Annotated in this window: 23 protein-coding genes and 2 pseudogenes; 15 read left to right on the top strand and 10 right to left on the bottom strand. The window is 71.6% G+C overall.

Translation table 11 applies throughout. The features are described 5' to 3' along the window. Positions 1–56 precede the first annotated feature (56 nt). The gene (locus ACFY04_RS34910) at positions 57–734 is read right to left on the bottom strand and encodes a DUF998 domain-containing protein (RefSeq protein ID WP_389123226.1); all 678 of its coding nucleotides are present in this window, start codon (positions 732–734) and stop codon (positions 57–59) included. Between the two features lie 143 nt (positions 735–877). Here ACFY04_RS34910 and ACFY04_RS34905 point away from each other — a divergent pair, with 143 nt between their 5' ends. The 3 genes and pseudogenes from ACFY04_RS34905 to ACFY04_RS34895 all read left to right on the top strand — a co-directional run bounded on the left by ACFY04_RS34905 (position 878) and on the right by ACFY04_RS34895 (position 3279). Beyond that, positions 878–1201, top strand: coding sequence for a YciI family protein (locus tag ACFY04_RS34905; RefSeq protein ID WP_389123225.1), 324 nt, complete (start codon positions 878–880; stop codon positions 1199–1201). Positions 1202–1263: 62 nt separating this feature from the next. Then, positions 1264–2490 (top strand): annotated as a pseudogene (locus ACFY04_RS34900) (RNA polymerase sigma factor); the annotation flags it as partial. Further along, on the top strand, positions 2467–3279 hold the full coding sequence (locus ACFY04_RS34895; RefSeq protein ID WP_389123311.1) for a site-specific integrase: 813 nt from the start codon (positions 2467–2469) through the stop codon (positions 3277–3279). The pseudogene ACFY04_RS34900 and the gene ACFY04_RS34895, both read left to right, overlap by 24 nt. Here ACFY04_RS34895 and ACFY04_RS34890 read toward each other — a convergent pair. Next, positions 3255–3815: a hypothetical protein gene (locus ACFY04_RS34890; protein ID WP_389123223.1), complete on the bottom strand. Its 561-nt coding sequence runs from the start codon at positions 3813–3815 to the stop codon at positions 3255–3257. The genes ACFY04_RS34895 and ACFY04_RS34890 overlap by 25 nt on opposite strands. 477 nt (positions 3816–4292) lie before the next feature. Between ACFY04_RS34890 and ACFY04_RS34885 the strand changes: the two genes are divergently transcribed. From ACFY04_RS34885 to ACFY04_RS34875, 3 genes are all read left to right on the top strand, one after another. Further along, positions 4293–5477: a helix-turn-helix domain-containing protein gene (locus ACFY04_RS34885; protein WP_389123219.1), complete on the top strand. Its 1185-nt coding sequence runs from the start codon at positions 4293–4295 to the stop codon at positions 5475–5477. Between the two features lie 274 nt (positions 5478–5751). Beyond that, the gene (locus ACFY04_RS34880; RefSeq protein WP_389123217.1) at positions 5752–5961 is read left to right on the top strand and encodes a hypothetical protein; all 210 of its coding nucleotides are present in this window, start codon (positions 5752–5754) and stop codon (positions 5959–5961) included. Between the two features lie 111 nt (positions 5962–6072). Beyond that, complete coding sequence (locus tag ACFY04_RS34875; RefSeq protein WP_389123216.1) at positions 6073–6348, top strand: hypothetical protein; 276 nt, start codon at positions 6073–6075, stop codon at positions 6346–6348. 208 nt (positions 6349–6556) lie between these two features. Here the strand turns inward: ACFY04_RS34875 and ACFY04_RS34870 are convergent, their stop codons facing one another. From ACFY04_RS34870 to ACFY04_RS34850, 5 genes are all read right to left on the bottom strand, one after another. Then, positions 6557–7315 (bottom strand): succinate dehydrogenase iron-sulfur subunit, encoded by a 759-nt coding sequence (locus tag ACFY04_RS34870; RefSeq protein ID WP_389123214.1) that lies wholly within the window; start codon positions 7313–7315, stop codon positions 6557–6559. After that, complete coding sequence (gene sdhA / locus ACFY04_RS34865; RefSeq protein ID WP_327264098.1) at positions 7315–9069, bottom strand: succinate dehydrogenase flavoprotein subunit; 1755 nt, start codon at positions 9067–9069, stop codon at positions 7315–7317. The genes ACFY04_RS34870 and sdhA overlap by 1 nt, the downstream gene beginning before the upstream one ends. Positions 9070–9092: 23 nt before the next feature. Next, positions 9093–9575 (bottom strand): succinate dehydrogenase hydrophobic membrane anchor subunit, encoded by a 483-nt coding sequence (locus ACFY04_RS34860; protein ID WP_373042669.1) that lies wholly within the window; start codon positions 9573–9575, stop codon positions 9093–9095. Between the two features lie 5 nt (positions 9576–9580). Then, positions 9581–9961 carry a succinate dehydrogenase, cytochrome b556 subunit gene (sdhC, locus tag ACFY04_RS34855; protein WP_389123211.1) on the bottom strand — a complete coding sequence of 127 codons (381 nt, stop codon included), beginning with the start codon at positions 9959–9961 and terminating at the stop codon, positions 9581–9583. 152 nt (positions 9962–10113) lie between these two features. Next, entirely contained in the window at positions 10114–10746 is a 633-nt protein-coding gene (locus tag ACFY04_RS34850) for a 2-oxo-4-hydroxy-4-carboxy-5-ureidoimidazoline decarboxylase (RefSeq protein ID WP_389123209.1), read from the bottom strand. Positions 10747–11086: 340 nt separating this feature from the next. Here ACFY04_RS34850 and ACFY04_RS34845 point away from each other — a divergent pair, with 340 nt between their 5' ends. Together ACFY04_RS34845 and ACFY04_RS34840 are read left to right on the top strand one after the other, a co-directional pair. Further along, entirely contained in the window at positions 11087–11842 is a 756-nt protein-coding gene (locus ACFY04_RS34845; protein WP_389123309.1) for an RNA polymerase sigma factor, read from the top strand. Continuing rightward, positions 11842–12873, top strand: a complete 1032-nt coding sequence (locus ACFY04_RS34840; RefSeq protein WP_389123206.1) for a hypothetical protein — start codon at positions 11842–11844, stop codon at positions 12871–12873. Before ACFY04_RS34845 ends, ACFY04_RS34840 begins: the two co-directional genes overlap by 1 nt. A gap of 236 nt (positions 12874–13109) precedes the next feature. On the opposite strand, the gene ACFY04_RS34835 is transcribed toward ACFY04_RS34840, so the two are convergent. Continuing rightward, complete coding sequence (locus tag ACFY04_RS34835; RefSeq protein ID WP_389123204.1) at positions 13110–13988, bottom strand: peptidoglycan-binding protein; 879 nt, start codon at positions 13986–13988, stop codon at positions 13110–13112. Between the two features lie 206 nt (positions 13989–14194). Here ACFY04_RS34835 and ACFY04_RS34830 point away from each other — a divergent pair, with 206 nt between their 5' ends. Continuing rightward, entirely contained in the window at positions 14195–15775 is a 1581-nt protein-coding gene (locus ACFY04_RS34830) for a methylmalonyl-CoA mutase (RefSeq protein ID WP_389123202.1), read from the top strand. A 45-nt stretch (positions 15776–15820) separates the two neighbouring features. Then, the gene (gene leuE, locus ACFY04_RS34825) at positions 15821–16471 is read left to right on the top strand and encodes a leucine efflux protein LeuE (RefSeq protein ID WP_389123200.1); all 651 of its coding nucleotides are present in this window, start codon (positions 15821–15823) and stop codon (positions 16469–16471) included. On the opposite strand, the gene ACFY04_RS34820 is transcribed toward leuE, so the two are convergent. Both ACFY04_RS34820 and ACFY04_RS34815 read right to left on the bottom strand, forming a co-directional pair. Then, positions 16464–17810: a polysialyltransferase family glycosyltransferase gene (locus ACFY04_RS34820; RefSeq protein WP_389123198.1), complete on the bottom strand. Its 1347-nt coding sequence runs from the start codon at positions 17808–17810 to the stop codon at positions 16464–16466. The two genes, leuE and ACFY04_RS34820, sit on opposite strands and share 8 nt — an antisense overlap. Continuing rightward, positions 17810–18793 carry a glycosyltransferase family 2 protein gene (locus ACFY04_RS34815; RefSeq protein ID WP_389123195.1) on the bottom strand — a complete coding sequence of 328 codons (984 nt, stop codon included), beginning with the start codon at positions 18791–18793 and terminating at the stop codon, positions 17810–17812. The genes ACFY04_RS34820 and ACFY04_RS34815 overlap by 1 nt, the downstream gene beginning before the upstream one ends. 176 nt (positions 18794–18969) lie before the next feature. Between ACFY04_RS34815 and ACFY04_RS34810 the strand changes: the two genes are divergently transcribed. From ACFY04_RS34810 to ACFY04_RS34790, 5 genes and pseudogenes are all read left to right on the top strand, one after another. After that, positions 18970–20349, top strand: a complete 1380-nt coding sequence (locus ACFY04_RS34810; RefSeq protein WP_389123193.1) for a DUF6716 putative glycosyltransferase — start codon at positions 18970–18972, stop codon at positions 20347–20349. Then, a pseudogene (locus tag ACFY04_RS34805) lies at positions 20346–20711 on the top strand (cytidylyltransferase domain-containing protein); the annotation flags it as partial. The gene ACFY04_RS34810 and the pseudogene ACFY04_RS34805, both read left to right, overlap by 4 nt. A gap of 426 nt (positions 20712–21137) precedes the next feature. Further along, positions 21138–22037, top strand: coding sequence for an N-acetylneuraminate synthase family protein (locus tag ACFY04_RS34800; protein WP_389123307.1), 900 nt, complete (start codon positions 21138–21140; stop codon positions 22035–22037). Between the two features lie 48 nt (positions 22038–22085). Continuing rightward, a complete protein-coding gene (locus ACFY04_RS34795) occupies positions 22086–23258 on the top strand; it encodes a hypothetical protein (RefSeq protein WP_389123191.1) in 1173 nt (390 codons plus the stop codon). 137 nt (positions 23259–23395) lie between these two features. After that, positions 23396–24646, top strand: coding sequence for an amidohydrolase (locus ACFY04_RS34790; protein WP_389123305.1), 1251 nt, complete (start codon positions 23396–23398; stop codon positions 24644–24646). Positions 24647–24648 lie beyond the last annotated feature (2 nt).

Below are 24648 nucleotides of genomic sequence, written 5' to 3'. Positions count from 1 at the left end.
CAAACTTGCTGACAGGGATGACTGTAGGCCTCTTTTTGAACAAGTTCAAGCGATGTTCAGCGGGTGCTCCGGAAGCGGTTCGCGATCAGGGAGACCGAGAGCATCGCGGTGATGACGCCGACGGCCAGGGTGAGCGTGCCGGCCGTGCCGCCGCCCATGGCCCAGCCGTTGCCGAGCAGGAGGGCGGTGCCGCCGGCGCGGGAGAGCAGGGCGTACCCGCGGTCGCCGGCGCGGCCGAAGTGGCGGCCCAGGACGAAGCAGGCGGCGATCAGCGAGAGGAAGGTGATCGACCCCGCCGCGAAGTGGGCGTAGCTGTGCCAGGTGAGGGTGGCCGGCTGCCCGTAGGGGGTACCCGCGGGGAAGCCGTCGGCCGGGTCCATGACGAACACCCCCGCGGCGATCATTCCGAAGCCGCAGACGCGCACCAGGCGCGGCGCCCAGATGCCTCCGGGCGTGCCGTGCAGGGCCCGGCGCAGACCCGTCGCCCCCACGGCGAGCAGGGCTCCGACGATCAGGAAGTCGGCGATCTGGAGCCACCCCAGGGATCCGTTGCTCAGGGCGCTCAGCGGGTGGCGGGTGATGTCGAAGCCCTCGCGGAGGGCGGCCTGGGACAGCGCGACGGCCGCCCACAGGGGTGTCGCCGCGACGGCGCAGGTGAGCAGGGGGCGGGTGGCGGTCCGGGCGTGGGACCGGGTCGCGGGGGCGGAGGTGGTGGAGCTGGACGTGGTGGTCATGGCGGGTGCCTCTCGGGTCGGTCGTTGCCGGTTCTCACCGACACGTCGATCCGGAGATGTGACAGGGAACGGCGGCCGTTCCCTGTCACATCTCCTAGTTCGACGTGTTGGCGCAAGCACCGAACGACCGAGGAGAGGCACCCATGCGCTACCTGATGACGACCCGGCCTTCCGACACCGCCCCCGACGAGAACCTGTACGCCGAGATGGGCCGGTTCATCGAGGAACTGTCGGCCGCCGGTGTCCTGCTGGCCACCGGCGGCCTGGAGCCGGGCGGTGTCCTGGTGACGTCGCTCGGGGACGAGATCACCGTGACGGACGGGCCGTTCGCCGAGGCCAAGGAGGCCGTGGCCGGGTTCGCCCTGATCGAGGTCCGCTCCAAGGAGGAGGCGATCGAGCTGGCCCGCCGCTTCCGCAGGATCGCCGGTGACGGCGAGAGCGTGGTCCAGCAGGTCTTCGGCCCCTGATCGGCCGGCGCTGCCGCGCCCCGTGTCCGGCCCCGGCTTGCGTACGAGCCGGGGCCGGTGTTGTGATCGTGCCCGTGCCGGACACCCATCGCACGATCGACGCCGTCTGGAAGCTGGAGTCCGCGAAGATCATCGCCGGGCTCACGCGGCTGGTCCACGATGTCGGCCTCGCCGAGGAACTGGCCCAGGACGCGCTCGTCGCCGCACTCGAACAGTGGCCCGTCTCGGGAATCCCCGACAACCCCGGCGCCTGGCTGACGACCACGGCCAAGCGGCGGGCGGTCGACCACATCCGGCGCGACCGGCGGCTGACGCACAAGCAGGAACAACTCGCCCACGAGCTGGAACAGCAGCGGGAACCCCAACAGGACGACGTCCTGCGGCTGATGCTCATCTCCTGCCACCCCGTACTGCCGACCGAGGCCAGGGCCGCGCTGACGCTCCGGCTGCTCGGCGGCCTGACGGCCGAGGAGATCGCCCGTGCCTTCCTCGTCACCGGGGCCGCGATCGCCCGGCGCATCGCCGCCGCCAAGCGGACGCTGGCCGAGCAGCGCGTGCCCTTCGACCTGCCGGACGAAGCCGAGCTGGCCGGACGCCTCTCGTCCGTCCTGGAGGTCATCTACCTGATCTTCAATGAGGGTTACTCCGCGACCTCGGGCGACGATCTGATGCGGCCCGGGCTCTGCCTCGAAGCCCTGCGGCTGGGCCGGCTGCTGGCGGAACTGGCGCCGCAGGAGGCCGAGGTGCACGCACTCGTGGCCCTGATGGAGATCCAGGCCTCCCGCTCGGCCGCGCGCACCGGCCCGTCGGGCGAGCCCGTACAGCTGCACGAGCAGAACCGCGGGCGCTGGGACCAGTTGCTCATCCGCCGCGGGTTCACCTCGATGCTGCGCGCCCGGCAGGCCGGCGGAACGTCACCCGGCCCGTACCTCCTGCAGGCGGCGATAGCCGTGTGCCATGCGCAGGCCGCCACCGCCGAGGACACCGACTGGGCCCGGATAGCCGGCCTGTACGGGGCCCTGGCGCAGCTGCTGCCGACGCCGGTCGTCCAGCTCAACCGGGCCGTGTCGCTCGGGATGGCGTACGGCCCCCGTGCGGGCCTGGACCTGGTCGACTCCCTGACCGCCGATCCCGCGCTCCGCGACTACCACCTCCTGCCGAGCGTCCGGGGAGACCTGCTGGCGCGCCTCGGCCGGCACCAGGAGGCGCGGCTGGAGTTCCACCGGGCGGCCGCCCTCACCAGGAACGCCGCCGAGCGCGCCTTTCTGGAGCGGCGCGCGGACGCGATCGCCGGCACCGGCCCGGCCGGTCCCACGCTCGGGGAGGCCGCCCGCGATTTCCTCGCCCGCGGCGAGCTGGACGCGGCGACGGTCCGCTCCTACGGACAGACCCTCCGGCGGCTGTGCCTGACCCTTGGCGACCGGCGCCCGCTGGCCTCCCTGACGGCCGGCCAGGTGGCGGGCGTCTTCGCGACGGCCTGGGACGGGGCGGCGGCCAGGACCTGGAACCGGCACCGCTCGGCCGTGCGGTCCTTCGGCTCCTGGGCCCGCCTGGGCGACCTTGCGGCAGGGCTGGAGCGGCGTGCGGAGACGAGCTCCCGGGCGCCGGCACTGGGCCCCGCCCAGCTCGACGCGCTCTGGAGCCACCCGGACCTGCCGTTGCGCGAACGGACGCTGTGGCGGCTCCTGTACGAGTCGGGGGCCGGGGTGAAAGCGGTCCTCTCACTGAACGTCGAGGACCTGGACCTGGCGGACCGCCGGGCTCCGGCCGGCGGTCCCGGTCGCCGCACCTGGGTGAGCTGGCGCTCGGGGACCGCCCGTCTCCTGCCCGGGCTGCTGGCCGGCCGGACTCGGGGCCCGGTCTTTCTCTCCGACCGGCGGCCCGGACCGGGCCGGACGCCCGCACCGGCCGACCTCTGCCCGCAGACGGGCCGGCGCCGTCTCTCCTACGAGCGGGCCGAGTACCTCTTCAAGGAGGCCACCAGGTCACTGGATCCGGCGGGCGGCGGTTACACGCTGGGCCGGCTGAGGCCCCGCCCGGCGGAGCGCGTGCCTCACATGCTCAGCGAACGCGCGTAGTTGAGCTGGGACATCACCCACTGGTAGGTGTACGCGTCCACCGCCGGGATCATCGTGGAGTGGTGGCGGCCGCCGCTGGTGACCGTGATCTGGATGTAGCCGGTGGTGGTCTTCTGCTTCATCAGCAGGAAGAGCAGGCCGAGCAGGCAGAAGAGGAAGAAGATGATCGCGAGCACGATCGCGTGCGGCGGGATCTTCTCCTCGGTGCGCGAGAAGTCGGTCGCGTTCCACATCGCGCCCCTGAGCGGCATGTTGCCCGACGGGGTGATGATCTGGTCCCCGGCGATGGTGATGTCACCGAGGGACAGACCGGCTCCGCCGACCGGGGCGGCGGCGTGGTGGGCAGGGGCCGGGATGCCGGCGCCGCCGATGGTCGGCTGGTAGGCCGGAGGCGCCGGGTAGGGCTGCGGGTAGCCGTAACTGGCCTCGCCGGGACCCCACTTGTAGTCGCCCTGGCCGGGGGTGGCGGGCGTGCCGGGCTGACCGCCCTGGCCGGCGGGGTCGCTCGTGTACGGATTCGGCTGCTGCTCGCTCATGGCGCCGATCCTTCCACAGGGACTTGCGCCCTGTACCCCCGGTCCCGCAACCCAGGTCAGAGCGCTGCACCGACCAGGGCCGTGACGCGCCCCCGCATCAACTCACGCTCCCTGCTTGCCGGAAGGAGGGAGCAGACGACCGTGCGGCGCCCGCCCTCGGTGGCGAACACCCGCTCGTGGAGCGGCCCATGGAGCCGGTCCCGCCCCAGACGACGGTGCCGCCGATCTCGCCGCGCATCAGCCCGCCCACGCTGAAGCGGTCCTGCGCACCCTCGGAGAGCGCCGGCAGTTGGGGCCGTTGTGCCGCGTTGCCAGCACGGGGTATCGGGCGGGCAGCTCCTCGTCTCTCCGGGCGAACACCATCGTCCACCCTGAGCCTGAACTGCACAAAGCCCCCTCTCGGCCTGCGGGCTGGGAAGGGGCGATCTTGTCGTGTGCCGGTACCGTTCTGGTGTCGAGCCAGAACTGGAGCCCAGTATGCACGCTCTTCCTCATGACCACACTGGCGCGCGCATCAAGCGCCTGCGCCTCGAACGCCACCTCACCCAGACGGCGCTGTCCGAACTCTCCGGGGTTCCCTACAGCACGCTCACGAAGGCCGAGCAGGGCGTGAAGCCCGCAAGCCCGTACCTCATCGGCCAGATCGCCCGAGCCCTCCGTGTCGAAGTCGCCACGGTCACCGGCCAGCCGTACGTCAACGAACTCCGCGAGGACCAGCTGGACGTCCTCGTCCGTCCGATTCGCGAAGCCCTCGACGTGTACGACCTCGGCGCCGACCCCGACATCACCCCCCGCCCCCGCCAGCTGCTCGTCGACGACGCTGAAGCGCTCCTCGTCGCCGTCCGCGCCGGGGAGATCAAGCAGGCCGCCACCGTGGTTCCGGGTCTCATCCAGGAGGTCACCACGGCCGCACACGCGGCCCCGGGTCACGAGGGCTGGCTCCTCCTGGCCAGCACGTACCGCTCCGCCTACGACGTCGCGTCCAAGCTCGGCTACAGCGACCTGGCAGCCATCGCCCTCGCCCGCATGGACTGGGCCGCTGAACGCGGCTCCAGCGCGGCACTGGGTGGCATCTACCGCTACATGCGCGCCCTCACCTACCTCCGCGACGGCCAGTACCGCACCGGCCAGCGCCTCACCACCCTCGGCCTGAGCATCCTTGAGCAGGCCGACCCCGGACAGGAACGGGAGGTCGTCACCGGACAGCTCCACCTTGGCGCAGCAGTCATGGCCGGCCGCTCCAAGGATCAGGCGAAGGCGGAAGGGCACCTGGCCGAGGCCGAGCGGATCGCCGCCGGCACCGGGGAGGCGGCCAAGGTGCACTATCTGGCGTTCGGCCCGACGAATGTGAAGGTCCACCGCGTATCCGTACTGGCCGAGCTGGACGAGTACGGGCAGGCCGTGCAGACGGGTCGCAGTGTGCAAGTCCCGCAGGACTGGCCGCAGTCGAGAAAGTCGCACCACTACGCGGAGCTGGCCCGGGCGCAGCTGTGGACCGGCGATCTGCATGCCAGCTTCGAGAACCTGCTGAAGGCGCGGAAGGCTGCGCCGCAGCAGGCCCGCTACCACCAGACGGTGCGGGACACCTACTCGGGGCTGGAGGCGGCACACCGTCAGCTGCCGGATTCGTTCCTCTCGTACGGCAATTGGCTGGGCGTATAACGCCCCGACAGGTCTTGGCCCCGGCTATCACCAACTCGTGGTAGCTGGGGCCTTGTTGTGCCTTCACCCTGGTCTCACCACCCGCTGACGACGGTAGGAGTGACCCGTGTGACCAGCCACATCACGCAGAGCGGTGTCCGGAACGTAGTGAGTATCGACAGCCCGGACCGTTCGCGTCCTGGCGTTCGCGCGGTGAGTGAGCCCAGTGCCGAACTCCTCGATCGCGCCATGGTCGGCTGGGAGCGCTTCACGGGCGCCGACGAGGAGCAGCCGGATGTCTGAGGTGTACGAGTACGTACCGCACCGCCTGCTGCGCAAGCGGGTGCGCGACATCGCGTCCGGCGCCGAGGGCGAGTTGATGGCTGTCATCAACGAGAACGTGTCGAGCTCGGCGGTCGGGGAGCACTGGGTGGAGCTGGCCTACGTCCGGCTCTCGTCCGGCCGTGAGATCACGACCGCCGTCTACAACATCGAGTCGGCATGAGCGAGCTCCGCCGCCAAGGTCCTGTACGTCGTCGCCCTGGCCTCCATACTCGCCGCGATCCTCACCGGCGCCTTCTGACATCCCCTGTAGTGCTCATCCCAGGAGCGACACATGACCGCTCACCCCGTTTCGCCGAACACTGTGCTCGCCAACGCCCTGACCAGTGCTGAGGACGTCCTCGCGCCGCGTATCCACGCGGCCGAACCGGACCGCGTCACCTTCGGCGTCGGCACGCAGATCAACGGTGCACCCCACATCGGTACGAGCCTGGTTCAGGCTCTCACCTTCGCGGCTGCCGCTCGGACACGTGACCGCTACGGGCTCCCCGTTGCCGTCGCCTTCGGGGCCCTGGACAACGCGCCGTACGAGATCACCGTTGACCAGTAGCCGGGATTGTCCTCCCCCGCCGGCCGGGCTACTCCCCGACCGAAGTCGTCCGATACGACGAAGGCCCCGCCCCACGGACAAGATCCGGGGGACGGGGCCTCTGCGGCCCGCCGGTCTCAGCCGAGACCGACGGACGGAGTCCGTCGCAGCGCCTCGAAGCCGGGGAGGCCCGCCAGGGCCGAGCCGTGCGAGAGGCGCGTCGAGAAGGCTAGAAGCGGCGCGTGATCAGCGCACGCTTGACTTCCTGGATCGCCTTCGTGACCTCGATGCCACGCGGGCACGCGTCGGTGCAGTTGAAGGTCGTGCGGCAGCGCCACACGCCGTCCTTGTCGTTCAGGATCTCCAGCCGCTGCTCGCCGGCCTCGTCACGCGAGTCGAAGATGAAGCGGTGCGCGTTGACGATCGCCGCCGGGCCGAAGTACTGGCCGTCGTTCCAGAACACCGGGCACGAGGACGTGCACGCGGCGCACAGGATGCACTTGGTGGTGTCGTCGAAGCGCTCGCGGTCCTCGGCGGACTGCAGACGCTCGCGCGTCGGCTCGTTGCCCTTGGTGATCAGGAACGGCATGACGTCGCGGTAGGCCTGGAAGAAGGGCTCCATGTCGACGACAAGGTCCTTCATCACCGTGAGGCCCTTGATGGCCTCGACGGTGATCGGCTTCTCCGGGTTGATGTCCTTGATCAGCGTCTTGCAGGCGAGCCTGTTCTTGCCGTTGATCCGCATCGCGTCGGAGCCGCAGATGCCGTGCGCGCACGAGCGGCGGAAGGTCAGCGTGCCGTCGAGGTCCCACTTGATCTTGTGGAGACCGTCGAGCACGCGCTCCTTCGGGTCGATCTCGACCTGGAAGTCCTGCCAGGTCGATTCCTCGGAGATCTCCGGGTTGAAGCGGCGGATCCGGAAGGTGACCGTGATGAACGGCGAGGCCGCGGCCGCCGCCTCCATCTTGTCCAGGGTGGGGGTGGCCATCAGTACTTACGCTCCATCGGCTGGTAGCGGGTGACGACGACGGGCTTGTAGTCCAGCCGGACTGAATCCTTGCCGTCGTCGCCGACCTCGCGGTACGCCATGGTGTGGCGCATGAAGTTGACGTCGTCGCGGTTCGGGTAGTCCTCGCGGTAGTGACCGCCGCGGGACTCCTTGCGCGCCAGCGCGGACACGGCCATGACCTCGGCCAGGTCGAGCAGGTTGCCCAGCTCGATGGCCTCCAGCAGGTCCGTGTTGAAGCGCTTGCCCTTGTCCTGGACGGACACGTTCTTGTAGCGCTCGCGCAGCTCCGCGATCTTCTCGACCGCGGTCTTGATGGTCTGCTCCGTACGGAACACCATCACGCACGCGTCCATCGTCTCCTGGAGCTCCAGACGCAGTTCGGCGACCCGCTCGTTGCCCGTGGAGTTGCGCAGGTGCTCGACGAGGTCGATGACCTGCTGCGCCGGGTTCTCCGGGAGCTCGACGTAGTCGTTCTCCTGGGAGTACCTGGCGGCGGCGATGCCGGAGCGCTTGCCGAAGACGTTGATGTCCAGCAGCGAGTTGGTGCCCAGGCGGTTCGCGCCGTGCACCGACACGCACGCGACCTCGCCGGCCGCGTACAGGCCCGGGACGACGGTGGTGTTGTCCGACAGGACCTCACCCTCGACGTTGGTCGGGATGCCGCCCATGGCGTAGTGCGCGGTGGGCTGGATCGGGATCGGGTCCGTGTACGGCTCGATGCCCAGGTAGGTGCGCGCGAACTCGGTGATGTCCGGGAGCTTCGCGTCGAGCTGCTCCGGCGGCAGGTGCGTCAGGTCCAGGTACACGTGGTCACCGGCCGGACCGCAGCCGCGGCCCTCACGGATCTCGGTGTAGATGGAGCGCGAGACGACGTCACGGGACGCGAGGTCCTTCATGACCGGCGCGTACTTCTCCATGAAGCGCTCGCCGTCCTTGTTGCGGAGGATGCCGCCCTCACCGCGGGCGCCCTCCGTCAGCAGGATGCCCATGCGCCAGATGCCCGTCGGGTGGAACTGGAAGAACTCCATGTCCTCCAGCGGCAGGCCGCGGCGGTAGCAGGCCGCCTGGCCGTCACCCGTGAGGGTGTGCGCGTTGGAGGTCACCTTGAAGAACTTGCCGGTGCCGCCGGAGGCGTAGATGACGGCCTTGGCCTGGAACACGTGGATCTCGCCGGTGGCGAGCTCGTACGCGACCACACCGGCCGACTTCTTGACGCCGTCCTCCTCGACCAGGAGCTGGTCCAGGACGTAGAACTCGTTGAAGAACTCCACGCCCTCCTTGACGCAGTTCTGGTACAGCGTCTGGAGGATCATGTGACCGGTGCGGTCCGCGGCGTAGCAGGACCGGCGGACCGGGGCCTCGCCGTGGTTGCGCGAGTGACCGCCGAAGCGGCGCTGGTCGATGGTGCCGTCCGGGGTGCGGTTGAACGGCAGGCCCATCTTCTCCAGGTCGAGGACCGCGTCGATGGCCTCCTTCGCCAGGATCTCGGCGGCGTCCTGGTCGACCAGGTAGTCACCGCCCTTGACCGTGTCGAAGGTGTGCCACTCCCAGTTGTCCTCTTCCACGTTGGCCAGCGCGGCGGCCATGCCGCCCTGCGCGGCACCCGTGTGGGAGCGGGTCGGGTAGAGCTTCGTCAGCACGGCGGTGCGGCTGCGCTTCGTCGACTCGATGGCGGCGCGCATGCCCGCGCCGCCTGCGCCGACGATGACGGTGTCGTACTTGTGGATCTTCATTGGTTTCGCCTCAGCCCCGTTGCCTAGCGGATGTTCGGGTCGAAGGTGAAGATCACCAGCGTGCCCAGAAGGATGGTGAACACCGTGGCGGTGTAGAGCAGGCCCTTCAGCCACAGCCGCGTGTTGGCACGCTCTGCGTAGTCGTTGATGACGGTACGCAGACCGTTGGCGCCGTGCAGCATGGCCAGCCACAGCATCAGCAGGTCCCAGACCTGCCAGAACGGGGACGCCCAGCGGCCGGCCACGAAGGCGAAGCCGATCTTGGACACGCCGCCGTCGAGCACCAGCTGGATCAGCAGGTGGCCGATGACCAGGACGACGAGCACGATGCCCGAGAGGCGCATGAAGAGCCACGCGACCATCTCGAAGTTCCCCCGGGTCGAGCGCGGGGTCTTGCCGGTGCGCTTGCGCGGGGCCTCGATGTAGGGCGCCGGGTTGTCCACGTCGTAGAGGGAAACGCCCTCCACGCCGCCGACTCCCTTTTCGAAAGAAGTGTCAGAAGACATGCGTGTCACTTCCCGAACAGTTCGAGGTAGGCGTGGCCGAGTACGGGGTACAGGGCGCTGCCCATCAGGACGACCCAGATGCCCACGACCCACCAGAGCATCGACTTCTGGTGGCGGGGGCCCTTGGACCAGAAGTCCACGGCGATGACACGGAGACCGTTGAGCGCGTGGAACAGGATGGCGGCGACGAGGCCGTACTCCAGCAGCGCGACGATCGGAGTCTTGTAGGTAGCCACGACATCGTCGTACGCCTCGGGGGAGACGCGGACGAGAGCGGTGTCGAGGACGTGTACGAACAGGAAGAAGAAGATGAGGACGCCGGTGACTCGATGAGCCACCCAGGACCACATTCCTTCCCGGCCGCGGTACAACGTTCCAGCCGGCACGGAAAACCCTCCGGAAGCGGGGCGGGGGCCAGCCGGCTTCTTTGTCGGTCGGGCCCGGCCGGGTACGGTCCTCCGGCCCCGGACATCGTAGCGACGCTTTGTCGGTTCCCTTGCGCGGGGGCCATCGGTGTGATCAAACAGGCACGTACGGGCTATCCCACAGGGGCGAATAGCCCGATTTCCGTGGCAGTCAGCCCATCCGGCGAGGTCAGCCAGCGTGTCAGATCCCAGAGCCGGGCCTGTGCGACACGGCGCAGCTCGTCCGCGGAGAGCGAGCGCTCCTCGTCGACCTCGTGGCCCATCCTCCGGCGGATCGCGCCCAGCAGCTGGTCGGCCTGCTCCTCCGGCGGGTGCCCGTCGAGGCAGATCACGAAGGCATGGCCGAACTTCCGTTCGTACTCCGCATGGGCCGCGTCGAGGGCCAGCAGCGCGGCGTACGAAGCCCCGTGGTCCAGCTCCGCCGAGCACTCCGCGGCCAGCGCCTCGGTCAGATCGCCCTGCGAGAGGTCGTACGAGGCCTCGTCGGCGGCGGCGAGCAGGGCCCCGGCATCCGGGTAGGGGCGGTGCGCCGCCACCCGGTGCGCCCAGCGCCGGCTTCCGCAGCAGTGCAGCAGGACGGCCCGGGCGGCTTCGGGGGACAGGGCGTTGAAACGGGCCAGCCCGAAGGCGGGAGAAGGGCCGGGACTTCCCCCGGACCCGGTCCGGGAGGTGCGCCCTGGGGCCTGTGCCGGAAGGTGGCTGGACAGCAGGGGGCTCCTCGGGGCGCGGCGGGGGTGTACCGCCACGCTATCGACGCAGGGCAGGGTGTGTCGTACCGATTCGGGGATTTCACCCGGAAGTGAGCCGAAAGGATGACGTGAGCGCCACGGGCAGGCATGGTGAGAGCCCCGGGAAGGGGAGGGCGACCGAGGCCGCCACCCCCCACAGGAGAGGCCCCGGCCGCCATCCGTCACGGGCTCGTGCGACAAGCCCGTACCCATGTCAGCGCCTCGGGTGCGTTTTGTGTCACACCTCGCTCCGCACAGGATTGGTTGCGCGTTGTATCACTCGTGGACGAGAGGTGCTTGAAAGCCGTAACGTGCTGATTTGCGCCACACGTACAGGACAGTGAACGGGTTGGGGACTTTGCTGGGGGACGACGCGGAGCTGACCGCCGCGGTGCTCGCGGCACAGGACGGCGACGAGAACGCGTTCCGTGCTGTGTACCGCGCCGTGCATCCACGGCTGCTGGGATACGTACGCACGCTCGTCGGGGACGGCGACGCGGAGGACGTGACCTCGGAGGCCTGGCTGCAGATCGCCCGCGACCTCGACTCCTTCACCGGCGACGCCGACCGCTTCCGCGGCTGGGCGGCCCGTATCGCCCGCAACCGCGCCCTCGACCACATCCGCATGCGCGGCCGGCGCCCCGCCATCGGCGGCGACGACACCGAGCTGACGAGCTGGGCCGCCGAGTCCGACACCGCGGGCGCGGCCATGGAGTCCCTCTCCACCGGGCGGACCATGGCGCTCATCGCGCAGCTTCCGCAGGACCAGGCCGAGGCCGTCGTCCTGCGCGTCGTGGTCGGGCTGGACGCCAAGAGCGCGGCCGAGACCCTGGGCAAGCGGCCCGGCGCCGTACGGACCGCGGCCCACCGGGGCCTGAAGAAGCTGGCCGAGCTGCTCGGCCCGGAGGGCGGCTTCGAGCCGGACCCGGACACCGGCTCGGACACCGGCTCGGATGCCGGCCCGACGGTCGGCCATAATGCCCGTGGCCAGGCATGGGGCGGCGGGGGCGGGAGGGATCTCGACGCCGTACCCGCGCAGCGTGGCCGGAGCGGGGGCTTCGCAGAACAAACCGGTGTGACGGATTCACGTTGGCGGACGCAGAAGGACATGTGATGGCCGACGAGCGCAACAGGTGGCTGGACGAAGCCGCTGCGGAGAAGCTGCTGCGCGGCGAACCGGTGGAACCTGTGGGGCCGGCCGCCGATCAGCGTGCCCGCGACCAGGCCGCCCGGCTGCGTGCCGCCCTGGACGCCCTGGGTGGCGTGAACGGGTCGCTGCGCGCGGGCACGGAACTGCCCGGTGAAGCCGCGGCGGTGGCTGCCTTCCGTACGGCGCGCGGCGGCGCGCGCCCTGCCGCGGCGCCTCCGGCGGCGGCCGCGTCCGCCGAACCCCTGGTCGACCTCGGCCGCGTCGTTCCCGCGCCCGCCCCCCGGCGCCGCCGGGCCGTGAGCTTCGGCCTGGCAGCGGCCCTGGCCAGTGTCGCCGTCGGCGGACTGGCCGCCGCGGCGGGTGCCGGGCTGCTGGAGCGGTCCCGGCACGACAGCGCGGGACCCGGTCCGGCGATGTCCGTGAGCGCCGGCGAGGACCCGGCCCCGGGCATCGGCAGCGGAGCTCCGAGCGCCGGCCCGAAGCCGACGCCCACCCCGCTGCCGAGTGGCTCGAATCCGACGGCCGCCACCGGTACGGCGCAGCCGCCGGGTACGGACGGGCGCGGTGCGACACCCGGGACCGGCACGGGTGCCGGCACCTCCTCGGGCTCGTCGGCGACGGCCGGCTCGGGCAAGGACCTCCAGGGCGGCGCGGCGGCCTCGGGCGGCATGGGCGGCAAGGACGGCGACCGGGAGACCTTCGGCGGCGGCGGCACGGGTGACAAGGACCGCGACCGTGACGGCGAGAACCGTCTCAAGGTCGCCGACCTGTGCACCGAGTTCAAGGCGGGCCGGCTCGACGAGGCCCGCCGTGAGCGGCTCTCGCGCCTGGCCAACGGCCTCACCCGGATCCCGGACTACTGCAAGGCGGTGCTCGACGACGGGGGCTCCGACGGCGGCAAGCGCAGCGACACCCAGCTGGGTGGGACGCTCAGGGCGCCGACCCTGACGCCGACGGTTCCGCGGGGTTCGGCCGACCTGCGCACCGGCCGCTGAAACGTGTGCTGACCTGCCTGTAACACTTTTCGAACCGGCGGCGCAGTACATATCGAGCCGACTGGTCATCGGCCGCGCATGAGCCGGGGTTCCCCCCGTACCCCTGGGCTCTGCGCAACCGGCGCGGGCGGGGCACGTTCCCCCGGCCCTGCCCGCGCCCATTACTTCGGACCTCTCGCCTCAGGCACGAGGCTTCGCGGGACCGGACACCGGTCCCGCCCCCGGCCCCGGCGGCATCACCAGTAGACGACGACCTTGTCGCCGACCTGCACCTGGTTGAACAGCGCCGACAGCTTGCCCTTGTCGCGGACGTTCACGCAGCCGTGCGAGGCCCCGTTGTAGCCGCGGGCCGCGAAGTCGGCCGAGTAGTGCACCGCCTGGCCGCCGCTGAAGAACATCGCGTACGGCATCGGCGTGTGGTAGATCGTCGACGTCCACTCCTTGGCCTTCCAGCCCACGTTGAACACGCCCTCACGGGTCGGGGTGTTCTCGGAGCCGAAGCGCACGTCCATCGTCGAGACGACCTTGCCGTCGATCATCCAGGCGAGGGTGCGGCTCTCCTTGCTGATGCACATGACACGGCCCTGCATGCAGCGCGGGTCCGGGGCGTCGACCTCGTTGACGGTCGAGGGACGCAGCTCGTCGGCGGTGGGCTTCTTGCTGGCGCCCTCGATCTTCTTCCAGGTGGCCTCGTCGACCGAGCCGGTCGCGTTCAGGCCGTTCTTCGACTGGTAGGACTTGACCGCGGCGGTCGTCTTGGAGCCGTAGAAGCCGGTCGGCGCGACCGACATCAGCTTGAGCTGGCGCAGCCGGGCCTGGAGCTCGCGCACCTGCTCGTTCTCGTCGCCGTTTGCCATGATCTGCTTCACCGAGGGCGAAGGGGAGGCAGAGGGGGAGGCCGACGCGGAAGCGGAGGCGGACGGCGACGCCGAGGTCTCGCCGGGCTTGTTGTCGGTGGAGGGGGAGGCTTCGGGGGAGGTGCCCGCCGTGGGCGAGGACGAAGCCGAGGAGGCGGAGGCGACAGGCTCCGTCTTCTGCGGTCCGCAGGCGGTCGCGGCGAGCGCGACGGCGGTTGCCACCCCGATGGTGCGGATTATGACTCTTTGGCGCTGCATTGCAGTCCCCCCGGTCTCTACGTCGTGTATCTAGGTGATGCTCCGCGTGCGTGGACAGTTGCGCTCGGCTCCGGGATGTTGCGCCATTGTGACCGGCAGTCGTCCGCAGCCTTACGCAGCGATGCGCGGCTGGGGGCACCCCAGCGGCGGCTCGGGGGAGGTTCCACCGGTCCCGGGCCCGCTTGCTCCACGGAGGACTACGTCACATGGCACACACCGAGAGCGGAATCCCGATCGAACCCGTCTACGGGCCCGGCGACCTGACGGGGTGGGACCCGGCGGCCGAGCTCGGGCAGCCGGGTGACTTCCCCTACACGAGGGGGATTTATCCGAACATGTACACCGGTCGGCCGTGGACGATGCGGCAGTACGCCGGCTTCGGCACCGCCGCCGAGTCCAACGCCCGCTACCGGCAGCTCATCGAGGGCGGCGGCACCGGGCTGTCCGTCGCCTTCGACCTGCCGACCCAGATGGGACACGACTCCGACGCCCCCCTCGCCCAGGGCGAGGTCGGCAAGGTCGGTGTCGCCGTCGACTCGCTCGACGACATGCGGACGCTGTTCGACGGGATCCCCCTCGACCGGGTCTCCACCTCGATGACGATCAACGCGCCCGCCGCGCTGCTCCTGCTGCTCTACCAACTGGTCGCGGAGGAACAGGGCATCCCGGGCACCGAGCTGACGGGGACGGTCCAGAACGACGTGCTGAAGGAGTACATCGCGCGCGGGACGTACATCTTCCCGCCCGGCCCCTCCCTGCGTCTGACGGCCGACACCTTCCGCTACTGCCGGGCCGAGATCCCCCGGTGGAACACCATCTCCATCTCCGGCTACCACATGGCCGAAGCCGGCGCCTCGCCCGCGCAGGAGGTGGCCTTCACCCTCGCCGACGGCATCGCCTACGTCCGTACCGCCCTGGCCGCCGGGATGGTGGTCGACGAATTCGCGCCCCGGCTCTCCTTCTTCTTCGTCGCCCGCACCACCCTGCTGGAGGAGGTCGCGAAGTTCCGCGCGGCCCGGCGGATCTGGGCCCGCGTCATGCGGGAGGAGTTCGGGGCCCGGGACCCGAAGTCGCTGATGCTGCGCTTCCACACCCAGACCGCGGGGGTCCAGCTCACCGCGCAGCAGCCGGAACTGAACCTCGTACGGGTGGCCGTGCAGGCCCTGGCCGCCGTCCTCGGCGGCACGCAGTCCCTGCACACCAACTCCTTCGACGAGGCGATCGCGCTCCCGACCGAGAAGTCCGCCCGCCTCGCCCTGCGCACCCAGCAGGTCCTCGCGTACGAGACGGACGTGCCGCACACCGTGGACCCCTTCGCCGGGTCGTACGCGGTGGAGCGGATGACGGACGAACTGGAGGCGGCGGCGCTCGCGCTGATGCGCCGGATCGAGGACCAGGGCGGGGCGGTGGCCGCGATCGAGGCCGGGTTCCAGAAGGCCGAGATCGAGCGGAACGCCTACCGCATCGCGCAGGAGACCGAGAACGGGGAGCGGGTGGTGGTCGGGGTCAACCGCTTCGCGCTGGAGCGCGAGGAACCGTACGAGCCGCTGCGCGTGGACCCGGCGATCGAGGCACGGCAGTGCGCGGCACTGGCCCGGCTGCGGGCGGAGCGCGAGGGGGCGGCGGTGACGGCGGCGCTCGCGGCCCTGAAGGAGGCGGCGGCGGGGACGGCGAACGTGCTGTACCCGATGAAGGCGGCGCTGCGCGCCCGGGCCACGGTGGGGGAGGTGTGCGGGGCGCTGCGGGAGGTCTGGGGGACGTACGAGCCGACCGGGTCCACCTGGTGAAACCGACTGGCGCGACAGGTGCAACCTTGTGGGACACTCCTGCGCATGCTGGGTGTGACAGATCTTCCGACTTATCTCGCCGGCCTGGTGCTGATCATTCTGCTGCCGGGGCCGAACTCCCTCTACGTGCTCTCCGTGGCCGCCCGCCGCGGGGTGAGCACCGGGTACAAGGCCGCCGCCGGGGTGTTCACCGGCGACGCCGTGCTCATGCTGCTGACCGCCGTGGGCGCCGGGGCGCTGCTGCGGGCGAGCCCGCTGGTGTTCACCGTGGTGAAGTTCCTCGGGGCCGGCTACCTGGCGTGGCTGGCCGTGGGCATGATGCGGGGCGCCTGGGCGCTGTGGCGCACGCGCGCGGAGCGGGCCGGGGCGGAGGCCGCCGACCCCGCCGACCCGGCCGAGAACGAGCGGCCCTACCGGCGGGCGCTGCTGATCAGCCTGCTCAACCCGAAGGCCATCCTCTTCCTGATGTCCTTCTTCGTGCAGTTCGTGGACCCGGCCTACGCCTACCCGGCGCTGTCCTTCCTGCTTCTGGGCGGTCTGCTGCAGACCGGCAGCTTCCTGTACCTGACGATGCTGATCTTCGGCGGGACCCGTCTCTCGGCGGCCTTCCGGCGCCGCAAGCGGCTGTCGGCCGGGGCCACCTCGGCGGCGGGCGTGCTCTTCCTCGGCTTCGCGGCCAAGCTCGCCGTCAGCTGAGCGCCCGGCGCAGCCATCCCATCCGCCGCACGGCCCGGCGCACCGCCCGGCTGCGCGGCAGGAACGACAGCTGCGCCGGGATGCCGCCCGGCAGGCCCAGGGAGGTCAGCCGGCGGCGCGTGAAGTACCGCCAGGTGCGCGGGGTCAGCTGCTTGGCCAGGTAAGCCTCGGCCGCCGGGCGGCGCGCGGCCAGGATCTGCGGCTGCATGGTGAACCCGACGGCGGTGAGCAGTGCGGCCGGTTCCGCCCGGACCTGCTCGGGGGTCGGGGGCGTCCAGGCGCGGACCGCCCCGGCGTCGGCGAGGTCCGGGAGCAGGGCGTCCACCAGGGCCAGCGGGACACGGTTGCTGTTCGGGTACGGGGTCAGGGTGGCCAGCACCGCGTCGGTGCCGGTCCGGGCCACCGGGAGCCCGTACAGCGTGGCGGCGGTCAGCAGCCCGGTGGAGAAGCAGCCGACGACCAGCGCGGGGCGCAGCCGCTGGTAGAGGGTCTCGGCCAGGACCGGGGCGGCGATCACGGTCAGCCGGGCGCCCAGCCGCTCGGCCTCCTCCTCGGCCCGGCGCCAGTACGCGGCCGGGGCGCCGGGGTGCGGCTTGAAGACCAGCTCCCGGTGGCCTAGGGCGTGCGCGCCCCGGACCATCGACACGTGCAGCTCCTCCTCCTCGGCCAGGGTCATCAGGTCGAGCGCGGAGAGGTACTGGCCCAGCAGGAGGGCCGGGGGCCCGGCGGGCCCGGCCGCCTCGTCCGGGGTGGCCTCGGCGAGCTCCGCGAGGACCTTGAGGAACGGCTCCGTCGGCACCAGTTCCACCCGCACCCCGAACTCCGACAGCAGCAGGGGCTCCAGCCCGGGCACCAGGTCCAGGTGGAGCACCCGCCGTACCCGCATCCCGAGCTGCGGGTCGAGGCGGAAGCGGGTGGGCCCGTAGCTCATGAGCCCGTCGGCGTAGACGTCGACGGCCGCCCCCGGGAAGAGCCGGCACAGGCTCTGGGCCGGCGGGACCTGGAGGGACTCCACGATCAGCTCGACCCGGTCCTCGCCCAGGTTCCACAGCGTGCGCAGCTGCCGCTCCCAGATCGGGACGTCCTCCGCGCGCGGGGCCCAGGTGCTCGGGTGCTGCGGCTCGATGACGCGGTTCCAGTCGAGGACCTCGTCGAAGCGCGAGCGCAGGGCGGCGAAGCCCGGCATGTCCGTGACCCCCGGGGTGACCTCGGCCGTGACGGCGTGGTTGCTGGTCAGCAGGATGCGGCGGCCGGAGGGCTGGAAGGAGCCCGCGTCGATGCCCGCCGCGAGCGTGGCCGCACCGTAGAGGGTGGAGGCCAGGAAGATCTGGGTGGGCATCAGGCACCCGCTCCCGAGGGGGCGGTGCGGCGGCCGGTGCGCAGGCGGCGCAGCACGGTGGAGCGTTCGGCGTCCATCGAGTCCAGGACCTGGTCCAGTACGTCCTGCGGCATGCGGCCGAGCGCGGCCGCGCTCATGAGGCGGAGTTTCTTGGCCACGTCCGGCTCCAACCTTTCGATGGACCCGAAATGGTGGGCGATAATTGCACAATAGGTTCGGACGGCTTTCGGGAGCAGTCGATCGGATTCCCGGTCGGCGATGACTTCCGCGAGCACTTGATCGAATGCGCGGATGAAATCGAGCTGCCGTTCGTCCCCTACCTGCGTCAATGACGTGGAAATCCCGCGCCGGTAGAAGACACCGGGCAGCCCGACCGCGGCGAACGACTCCGCCTCCCGGTGCAGCCGCCAGATCCACGGCCGGTCCTCCGCGGTCCGCAGCCCGTCGGTGAAGTGCAGCACCCCGCGGTCCAGCAGCCGCCGGTGGTACATCCCGGCCCAGGCGTACGGATAGTCCACCGAGGTGGCCCGGTCGGCCGGCAGGATCGCGGTGCGCGGCGCGGCGACCACCGACTGCGGGCCGAAGGGGACGCGCTGCACGCTCCGCGACCGGCCGGTGCACCGCACATGGTCGGTGCGGACGAAATCGCAGCTCAGAGCCTCTATGGCGGCCAGGGTGCGGGCCAGGTGGCCGGGCGCCAGCCAGTCGTCCCCGTCCAGGAAGGCCAGGTATTCGCCGCGGGCCGCGTCCAGACCGGTGTTGCGCGCGGTGGCCAGGCCCCCGTTGCGCTCGTGTCTGAGGTGCACCGCCCCCGGCAGCTCGCGCGCCGCCCGTTCCAGCAGGCCGGGCGTCCCGTCCGTCGAGCAGTCGTCGACGAGCAGGAACTCGAAATCCTCCCGGGCGTTGAGTTCGAGACTCTTCAGGGCGTCCGGTGCGTATGTCTGGACGTTGTAGAACGGCACGACAACAGAGAGCTTGGGCACCTGCGAGACATTAGGGCGCCGCCCGTCATTCACTGTGGCCCGGATGCGGATTCCATGTGAACGGCGCGGGGCGGGCGAGTTAACCCGTGCGCTTTCGTATTCAGTCGACGCGTTGTTAACCCGCTGTTGTGCGGTCGTTGGGCTGATCACCGAAATTCCGGAATAGCTTCTGCCGCGTGCCAGAACGCAAACGCGTCGCCGTACTCGCCGATTCCGATACGCGATGGAAATGGGGCGCACTCACCGCCCGCCGTCTCGTGCCCGACCACCAGCTCACCGGGTTCCTGCTGCGCGGCCGGGCCACGCCCACCGCGCGCCAGCTCGGCGAGGTGGGGGTGCGGGCCGACCGGCTGTCCGAAGTGACCTGCGCCGAGTTCCTCGCCGAGATCGAACGCGAGCGCTACGACGTGATCGTCCTCGCGCTCGTCGGCGGGGCCGTCCAGGCCGTCCTGCACGGGGCCCGTGCCCTGTGGCCCGCCCCGGCCCGGCGCCCCGTGCTCGTCACCGGCTACGTGGGCGTCGTGTACGAGAAGCTCGCCGACGGGCTGCTGCTGCGCCACGGCGCCGACCTCGTCCTCGCCAACTCCCGCCACGACGCGGAGCGCTTCCGCGCCGTGTACGAGGGGGTCGGCGCGGACGCCGCCGCCGTCACCGAGACCGCGCTGCCCTTCCTGGGCGGGGCGCCGTACGAGCCGGCCGGGAGCCGGGCCCACACGGTGGTCTTCGCCGTCCAGCCCTCCGTGCCCGACAGCCGCGCCGACCGCGCCTACCTGCTGGAACGGGCCGCCGGACACGCCCGGCTGCACCCCGACCGGGACGTGCTGATCAAGCTGCGCAGCAAGCCCGGGGAGCACACCACGCACCTGGAGGAGCAGCCGTACCAGCGGCTCGCGGAGCGGCTCCCCGGCGGACTGCCCGCCAACTGCCGCCTGGTGTACGGGAACATGGGCGAGGTCCTGGACGGCGCCGATCTGCTCGTCACCGTCTCCTCCACGGCCGCCCTGGAATCCCTGCACCGGTCCATCCCGACGGCGATCCTCACCGACCTCGGCATCCGCGAGGCCCTCGGCAACCACCACTTCCTCGGCTCCGGCTGCCTGGCCTCCTGGGACCAGATCGACTCCGGTCTCCTCCCGGCCGGGGATCCGGTCTGGCTGGCGGCGCAAGGCGTCCTGCCCGCGCCGGGTGTCGTGCCCGCGCCGGGCGCGGACGCCGGGACGGGTACGGGCGCAGGGAAGGGCGCGGACCCCGCGCCGGGCACGGACGCCTACGCCGTCGCCCGGGCCAAGGTCGCCGGACTGCTCGCCGCGGCCCGGCTGCCCTCGCCCGCCCCGTACTACACGCGCACCACCGCCCCCGGATACCTCCCCGGAATCCTCGCCCGCCACCACCTCGCGCCCGACGGCACCCCGCTGCCCGGCGCGGTGCGCCCGGCCGCGGGGGAGTCCCGGCTGCGCCGCAGGCTCCGCGCCCACCTGCGCGAGGCCGCCCGCGGGGCCTACCGGCACGGAGTGCAGCGCGTGGCCCCGGTGATCCGCAGGCTGGGGGAGCTGTGAGGGTCCTCGCCGTCATCCCGGCCCGCGGCGGCTCCAAGGGAGTCCCGGGCAAGAACCTCGCCGAGGTCGCCGGCACCCCGCTCGTCGCCCGCGCCGTCCTGGCCTGCCGCGCCGCGCCGACCGTCACCGACGTGGTGGTCTCCACCGACTCCGAGGCGATCGCCGCCGCCGCCCGCGCCGCCGGAGCCGACGTCATCGCCCGCCCCACCGGGATCTCCGGCGACACCGCGAGCAGCGAGGCCGCCGTCCTGCACGCGCTCGCCGCCTTCGAGGAACTGCACTCCCTCGCCGTGGACGTGGTCCTCCTCGTCCAGTGCACCAGCCCCTTCCTCGCCACCTCCGACGTCGAGTCGGTCGCCGTGGCCGTCGCCTCCGGGGCGGCCGACTCGGCCCTGACCGTGGCCCCCTTCCACGGGTTCCTCTGGCGGGAGGGGGCCGACGGCTCCGCGGCCGGCGTCAACCACGACGCGGCCTGCCGCCCCCGGCGCCAGGACCGGCCGCAGGACCTGCTGGAGACGGGCGCCGCCTACGCCATGGACGCCGCGGGTTTCCGCACCGCCCGGCACCGGTTCTTCGGCCGCACCCTCCCCGTCGCCACCGACCCCGCGCGGGTCCTGGAGATCGACGACCCGCACGACCTGGCCCGCGCCCGACTGCTCGCACCCCTGCTCGACCCGCGCCCCGGAGCACACCCCGCACCGCCCGCCCCGGACCGCGACGCGCACCCCGACCCGCAGCCCACACCCCGTACACCCCCGCACCGAAGGACGCCTCCTGCCATGACGACCATCCCCGACTCCCGCCTGCGTACCTTCGGCTCCCGCACCGCGGGCCCCGGCCGCCCCGTCTACGTCGTCGGTGAGATCGGCATCAACCACAACGGCGACCTCGGCAACGCCTTCGCCCTCATCGACGCCGCCGCCGAAGCCGGCTGCGACGCCGTGAAGTTCCAGAAGCGCACCCCGGAGATCTGCACCCCGCGCGACCAGTGGGACATCGAACGCGACACCCCCTGGGGCCGGATGACCTACATCGACTACCGCCACAAGGTCGAGTTCGGCGAGGACGAGTACCGCGCCATCGACGACCACTGCGCCAAGCGCGGCATCGACTGGTTCGCCTCCCCGTGGGACACCGAGGCCGTCGCCTTCCTGGAGAAGTTCGACGTCCCCGCCCACAAGGTGGCCTCCGCCTCCCTCACCGACGACGAGCTGCTGCGCGCCCTGCGCGCCACCGGCCGCACCGTCGTCCTGTCCACCGGCATGTCCACCCCGCAGCAGATCCGCCACGCGGTGGAGGTGCTCGGCAGCGCCAACATCCTCCTGTGCCACGCGACTTCGACGTACCCGGCCAAGGCCGAAGAGCTCAACCTGCGGGTGATCAACACCCTCCGGGAGGAGTACCCGAACGTCCCGATCGGCTACTCCGGCCACGAGACGGGCCTGCAGACCACCCTCGCCGCCGTCGCCCTCGGTGCCACCTTCGTCGAGCGCCACATCACCCTCGACCGCGCGATGTGGGGCTCCGACCAGGCCGCCTCCGTCGAGCCCGGCGGCCTCACCCGTCTGGTCCGCGACATCCGCACCATCGAGACCGCCCTCGGCGACGGCGTCAAGCGCGTCTACGAGTCCGAGCTCGGCCCCATGAAGAAGCTCCGCCGCGTCCGGGGCGAGCTCGCAGCCGTCTGACCTCCCGCCCGGCGCGTACGCGTGCCGTCCCCCGACAAGGAGCACGTGGTGACCCCCTCCAGCCCCTCCGCCTCCACCCTGGCGTTCGTCGAGAGTCCGGTCCAGCTCCTGAACGTGCTGGAGTGGGCGTACGCACGCCCCGGAGCGCAGCCGCAGCTGGACGGCGTCCCGCGCCAGCGGGGGCGCCGCGCCGGCGGCGGGGACCTGCCCGGCCCCGCCCCCCGGCCGGCGGACGACGCCTCGCCCCTGCGGATCGTCGTCCTGCCGCCCACCGACCCGATGTCCCGCGGCCAGCTGCGCCGGGTGGCCGCGCTGGCGCGGGACGAGGGGCACGAGGTCCGGTGGCAGGAGGCGCGCGGCAGCCGGTTCGCGCCGCTGAAGGCGCTCGCCGCGCTGGCGCACGACGTGCGCGCCGCGCGTACGGTCGTCGTCGGCGACCCCTTCTCGCGCTACGTCCAGCTGCTGCTCACCCTCGTGCGCGCCGAGGAGCTCGTGGTGGTCGACGACGGCACCGCCACCATGGAGTTCATGTCCCAGACCGCCCGCGGCGAACGCCTCGTACGGTGGCACCGGGTCGGTGGCGGCGGACTGCCCGGCCGGGTCCGCGAGCTGGCGTACGGACCCGTCTCGGCGACCGCGCGCCGCCGCTTCACCCCGGCCGCGCACCGCGGCCACCGCGTCGAGGTGTTCAGCTCGATGCCCGTCACCGCCCACGGCGGGATGACGCTGCGGGTCAACGACTTCGCCTGGACCCGCGCCCGGTTCGGCCCGCCCCGGCTGACCAAGGGCACCGACCTGGTCGGCACCTCGCTCGTGGAGACCGGGGTGGTGGACCCGGACCGCTATCTCGACGCGGTGCGCGCCCTGACCCTGGAGCACGGAGCCACCCGCTACTTCGCCCACCGCCGCGAGTCCCCGGAGAAGCTGCGCGCCCTGAGCCGGGCGACGGGGCTGGAGATCGTGCGCCCGGACCTGCCGCTGGAGCTGATCGCCCGGCGCGGTCCGGTCGGCCGGACGATCGTCAGCTTTCCGTCCACCGTCGTCCACACGCTGCCGTACGCCCTGACCGGTACCGGTGTCACGGTCGCCGTATGCGATGTGGACCCCGCCTGGCTCACCGGGTCCGCCTCCCCGCGCGCCCGCAGCTTCCTCGCGGGGGTCATTGACACCGCCCGTGATGTGCGCAGACTGCCTGCCCAGGCGGCTCCTACGGCCGGATGAGCGCGCGAGTTTACCCCCGGGTGCATCCGGTCATGCGTCCAGAGGCCGGGTTTCTTTCCCCTAACGGCATGAACTTTTCGTGATCCCCGGCCAGTTGACCCGTCCGTGCGCCTACCCTTCAACGGGTGAACCAGTTGATGTCCCGCGAGTCCCAGACCGCCCAGCCCGCCGCGTCCGACCGGCCCGAGCTGCCCGGCAAGCTTCCGGACCACCTGCGTACCGAACTGATCGCCTTCCGCCGGGACTTGCACATGCACCCGGAGCTCGGACACCAGGAATTCCGGACCACCGCGGCGATCAAGGCCCGGTTGGAGAAAGCCGGCCTGCGACCACGGGTGCTGAAGTCCGGCACGGGCCTGATCTGTGACGTGGGCACCTGGGACGGGGGCCGGCCGATGCTGGCCCTGCGCGCGGACATCGACGCCCTGCCCATCCCGGATGCCAAGACGCACGTCCCGTACCGCTCGACCTTCGCCGACCGCGCCCACGCCTGCGGCCACGACGTGCACACCGCGGTGGTCCTCGGCGCCGGTCTGGTCCTCGCCGAGCTCGACCGGCAGGGGCTGCTGCCCCGCCCCGTGCGGCTGCTCTTCCAGCCCGCCGAGGAGGTGCTCCCCGGCGGGGCCACCGACGCCATCGAGTCCGGGGTCCTGGACGGGGTCGGCCGGATCGTCGCCGTGCACTGCGACCCCCGGGTCGACGCGGGGCGCATCGGGCTGCGGGCCGGCCCCATCACCTCCGCCTGCGACCGGCTGGAGGTCACCCTCTCCGGCTCCGGCGGGCACACCGCGCGGCCGCACCTGACCACCGACCTGGTGACGGCCGCCGCACGGGTGGCCGTCGACGCACCGGCCCTGCTGGCCCGCCGGATGGACGCCCGCTCGGGCATGTCCGTCACCTGGGGCCGGATCGAGGCCGGGCACGCCTGCAACGTCATCCCCATGCACGCCGAGCTCTCGGGGACGGTGCGCTGCCTGGACCTGAACGCCTGGCACGAGGCGCCGGACATGATCCACGCGGCGATCGACGAGATCGCGACCATGCACGGGGCCAAGTTCGAGATCAACCACGTGCGCGGGGTGCCCCCGGTGGTCAACGACCCGGTGATCACCGAGCTGCTGCGTGAGGCGATGGGGGTCCGCTGCGGAGCGGAGTCGGTCGAGGACACCGAGCAGAGCCTGGGCGGGGAGGACTTCTCCTGGTACCTGGAGCACGTTCCGGGCGCGATGGCCCGGCTGGGGGTCCGTACGCCCGGTGACACCGCCAAGCGTGATCTGCACCGGGGCGACTTCGACGTGGACGAGTCCGCGATCGGTGTCGGCGTGGAGTTCTTCACGGCCGCCGCACTGATCGACGGGCATCGCGCGAGGCCCGCCGGCGACCGTTGACC

Source organism: Streptomyces sp. NPDC001549, assembly GCF_042894025.1.
Lineage (GTDB): Bacteria > Actinomycetota > Actinomycetes > Streptomycetales > Streptomycetaceae > Streptomyces > Streptomyces kutzneri.
This window is presented reverse-complemented; position numbering and strand designations above follow the sequence as displayed.

Bases quoted from the DNA above. Each gene is read 5' to 3' on its own strand.
- ACFY04_RS34860 (WP_373042669.1), bottom strand. From the start codon at position 9,575: ATGTCTTCTGACACTTCTTTCGAAAAGGGAGTCGGCGGCGTGGAGGGC.
- ACFY04_RS34880 (WP_389123217.1), top strand. From the start codon at position 5,752: ATGTCTGAGGTGTACGAGTACGTACCGCACCGCCTGCTGCGCAAGCGG.
- ACFY04_RS34835 (WP_389123204.1), bottom strand. From the start codon at position 13,988: ATGCAGCGCCAAAGAGTCATAATCCGCACCATCGGGGTGGCAACCGCC.
- ACFY04_RS34875 (WP_389123216.1), top strand. From the start codon at position 6,073: ATGACCGCTCACCCCGTTTCGCCGAACACTGTGCTCGCCAACGCCCTG.
- ACFY04_RS34840 (WP_389123206.1), top strand. From the start codon at position 11,842: ATGGCCGACGAGCGCAACAGGTGGCTGGACGAAGCCGCTGCGGAGAAG.
- ACFY04_RS34905 (WP_389123225.1), top strand. From the start codon at position 878: ATGCGCTACCTGATGACGACCCGGCCTTCCGACACCGCCCCCGACGAG.
- ACFY04_RS34885 (WP_389123219.1), top strand. From the start codon at position 4,293: ATGCACGCTCTTCCTCATGACCACACTGGCGCGCGCATCAAGCGCCTG.
- ACFY04_RS34830 (WP_389123202.1), top strand. From the start codon at position 14,195: ATGGCACACACCGAGAGCGGAATCCCGATCGAACCCGTCTACGGGCCC.
- ACFY04_RS34790 (WP_389123305.1), top strand. From the start codon at position 23,396: ATGTCCCGCGAGTCCCAGACCGCCCAGCCCGCCGCGTCCGACCGGCCC.
- ACFY04_RS34910 (WP_389123226.1), bottom strand. From the start codon at position 734: ATGACCACCACGTCCAGCTCCACCACCTCCGCCCCCGCGACCCGGTCC.
- ACFY04_RS34890 (WP_389123223.1), bottom strand. From the start codon at position 3,815: ATGAGCGAGCAGCAGCCGAATCCGTACACGAGCGACCCCGCCGGCCAG.
- ACFY04_RS34820 (WP_389123198.1), bottom strand. From the start codon at position 17,810: ATGCCCACCCAGATCTTCCTGGCCTCCACCCTCTACGGTGCGGCCACG.
- ACFY04_RS34870 (WP_389123214.1), bottom strand. From the start codon at position 7,315: ATGGCCACCCCCACCCTGGACAAGATGGAGGCGGCGGCCGCGGCCTCG.
- leuE (WP_389123200.1), top strand. From the start codon at position 15,821: ATGCTGGGTGTGACAGATCTTCCGACTTATCTCGCCGGCCTGGTGCTG.
- sdhA (WP_327264098.1), bottom strand. From the start codon at position 9,069: ATGAAGATCCACAAGTACGACACCGTCATCGTCGGCGCAGGCGGCGCG.